3 protein-coding genes and 1 pseudogene are annotated in these 2973 nt (G+C 42.6%); all 4 read right to left on the reverse strand.

What is annotated here, in order from left to right; all coding sequences use genetic code 11:
• Nucleotides 1–184: 184 nt before the first annotated feature.
• Nucleotides 185–529 (reverse strand): DUF4368 domain-containing protein, encoded by a 345-nt coding sequence (locus D7Y06_RS28140; RefSeq protein ID WP_330566599.1) that lies wholly within the window; start codon nucleotides 527–529, stop codon nucleotides 185–187.
• A gap of 68 nt (nucleotides 530–597) precedes the next feature.
• A pseudogene (locus D7Y06_RS24565) lies at nucleotides 598–1644 on the reverse strand (DUF4368 domain-containing protein); the annotation flags it as partial.
• An 89-nt stretch (nucleotides 1645–1733) separates the two neighbouring features.
• Nucleotides 1734–2219, reverse strand: coding sequence for an HXXEE domain-containing protein (locus D7Y06_RS24570; RefSeq protein WP_120410102.1), 486 nt, complete (start codon nucleotides 2217–2219; stop codon nucleotides 1734–1736).
• The gene (locus tag D7Y06_RS24575; protein WP_120410103.1) at nucleotides 2216–2752 is read right to left on the reverse strand and encodes a PadR family transcriptional regulator; all 537 of its coding nucleotides are present in this window, start codon (nucleotides 2750–2752) and stop codon (nucleotides 2216–2218) included. The genes D7Y06_RS24570 and D7Y06_RS24575 overlap by 4 nt, the downstream gene beginning before the upstream one ends.
• Nucleotides 2753–2973: the final 221 nt, after the last annotated feature.

The raw sequence follows: 2973 nt of genomic DNA on the forward strand, positions 1-2973 counted from the left end.
AATGGATGAAATTGATACTGATGAAGCGGCAGCTATTTAAACTATCAACAACTTAATATTTACTATACTAGTTTATGACAAATTTCAGTTTATCCCGGAAGCCGGAGAATAGGGAACCCGGCTTCTTTTTCGTGTACGGGCAAAAAGAAAACCCTTCCCCCGAAAAGAGAGAAGGGCATTGCCATTATTCTGTTACCGCCAGTATCTCACCGACAAAGTTATAAATGATTTTAATTTCCTGAAACTTCTCCCCGTCAATCTTTTTCACCTCACCCACCAGAATCCGGCTGATAAGGCAGTTTAAGATGTCATAGGTATTGGAGCGAATTCCCTTCTGGTGCATCCGGCAGACAAGATATGCGCCCTTGTAAAACGGGTTCCGCTGGATATGGCTAATCCTTGCGCTCCCCCACGAATAATAATTCATGTCATATTCCTTATTGCTTTTTACCCGTGTGATGGGGATTTTATCCACCATCAGTTGTTTGGCTATCCGCATACACCCCCAGCCGTTTTGTTCATGTGAGATAAAGAAGTAAAAGAAGTGTAAAAAATTTTGCCGTTCCCTGTCCGGCTGACTGCCGGACGGGTCGGGCTTTAGTCGGGCAACTCTACCTTGCCGACAAAAGAGTAATAGATTTCGATTTCCTGTCTGCGGAGCTTCCCCCGGCGTTTCCCGTCAAGGGATTCCGATTCGTGGATTACGATTTTCTCCACAAACTCCAGTAACAGGGTAGGGGTAAGTTCCTCAAAGCTGGTGTACTTGCGGACTACTTTCATAAACTTTTCAGCGTTTGCTGTGGCTTCCAGTGTCCTTGAAAGCTCGCCCTGCAGAACGGCGGCACGTTCTTTCAGTTCCTTTTGTTCGGCTTCGTAGTCTGCCGAAAGCTCCGTGAAACGCTCGTCCGATATGCGCCCCGCCACACTGTCCTCATACAGCCGCTTGAAGATAGCGGAGAGTTCCGCAATCCGTTTTTCTGCCGCTTCCAGCTCTTTCTTCTTGGCGGCGTTCCGGCGTTTGCTCCCGTCCTCGGTCTGCTCGGTCAACAGCTTCATAAACCGGGCTTCGTGCTTGGCGGCGTAGCTGGTGACTTTCCGTAAGTTCTCGGTCACTCCGGCGGTCAACAGGTCGGTGCGGATAAAGTGCGCCGTACAGTCTGCCGTGCGCTTCTTGTAGCTGCCGCATATGTAGCAGTCCTGCCGCCGCTTGTCCGTCTGATACCTCTGCTGGTACATGACGCTGCCGCAGTCGGCACAAAAGAGTATGCCGGAGAACAAGCCCACTTCATCATAGCGGTTGGGGCGTTTTCGCTGCTTGCGCAGCTCCTGCACACGCCCCCATGTGTCAAGGTCTATGATTGGTTCGTGGTGGTTCTCAAAGATTACCTGCTTTTCTTGGGGGTTCTCTTTGCTCTGCTTTACCTTGTAGGACACTTTCTCGGTCTTGAAGTTCACAAGGCAGCCCGTGTATTCCCGGTTTTCAAGGATATGCGCCACGGTGTTTGTCGCCCACCTGCACTCATAGCCGGGGTGGTAGCGGCGTGTGCTTCCCGTCCGGCGGTATTCCAGCGTTCCCGGCGTGGGTGTCTGCTGTTCTGTCAAGACACGGGCTATCTTGGTCGGTCCGTTCCCGGCAAGGCATGTGTTCCTTGTATGCTTCTGTACAAGCCATAGAAAATTCCCCCTTTCTCCCACATGGGGCGGTGCATGGTTTACGGGTGCATTTTAAGCATTTATTTGAAATACTTATCAAAAAATTTATATAAAACAACACATAATCCCATAGGCAAACCAAATAATACACCACCAATCAAAATTCCTATGATTAACTGATATACAGAAAAGAAATCTGAAAAATAATAATTTCTTAATCCGAAGATTGAATTGACAAGAAAAAGTGTTCCAGTTATTAACCCCGGAGAAATTTTTCTATCTTTGATTGTATAGAAAAAATGGTCGCCAAAGTTTATGATTCCCCATATAAGAATTGCCACTCCGAAACAGACAAACTGATTGATAAACACAAATAAAAAAACTGATACAAGAAGCATTGGATAGTAAATAAACAAATTGTTAGCCATCCAGTGTCCATGCGTCATATGATAAGGCAGCCATTTATGCTCATACATCCACTTAGGGAAATCACCAACAGCTTCCTCAAATAAGTGAAATGGTAAATAAATCACCAAATTAAAAAATATAAAATACATCAAATTCATTTTTCTTCCCTCTCTTTCGCCAACTCTTTTTCAAAATTTTCTTCCCATTTTTCCAGTGTTTCTAAAAGCAAAAATTGTTGTTCCAGAATAGTCCGTCCAAATAACGGAATGTCCTTATGTGTGGGTAATTGTTCTGCAATCTGCATTTTAGTGTTTTGAATACTGTTTTTAATATTTGCAATACACTCATTTGCAGAATTTTCGTCAAGTAAAGCCATATTCACAATAACTGCATTAAAATCTAAAAATACTCTTGTTTCTGCTAAAGAAAATTTAGTCATCAATTCCTTAAAAATTTCTTTTCCCTTTGGCGTTATTGTATACACTGTTTTTTCGGGCATATTGCCATTCTTAACAGTTTCACTAATAACATATCCTTTGCTTTCGTATTGAACCACTTTCTTGTAAACAGTAAACGAACCAATTTTTATCCACCTTGACAAGTTTCGGGATTCAATCTGTTTTTGTAAGTCATACGCACTTTTAGGACTTTGGCATAATGAGCCTAAAATGATTAAATCAATCGTAGACATAATTCACCTCCATAGTTGTATTATCCACTACTGTATTATACAGCACTTTTGGCATTTGTCAAGTTTATAAATATTTCAAAAGCGGAAAAAGAAATACAAAATAATGTTTTTAAGATTTTATTTGATAAAGTGAGAGGGGTTTCGCCGTAGTGTTATTCGTTAGTTTATCTGAACCAAAATCCCTTCTTTTTCTTCAAATTAAATAAGATACAGGATGCCTC

The organism is Roseburia sp. 1XD42-69 (assembly GCF_003612565.1).
Taxonomy (GTDB): domain Bacteria; phylum Bacillota; class Clostridia; order Lachnospirales; family Lachnospiraceae; genus Roseburia_B.

Excerpts from the sequence above, each read along its gene's own strand:
- D7Y06_RS24575 (WP_120410103.1), bottom strand. The coding sequence starts at position 2,752 with ATGTCTACGATTGATTTAATCATTTTAGGCTCATTATGCCAAAGTCCT.
- D7Y06_RS24570 (WP_120410102.1), bottom strand. The coding sequence starts at position 2,219 with ATGAATTTGATGTATTTTATATTTTTTAATTTGGTGATTTATTTACCA.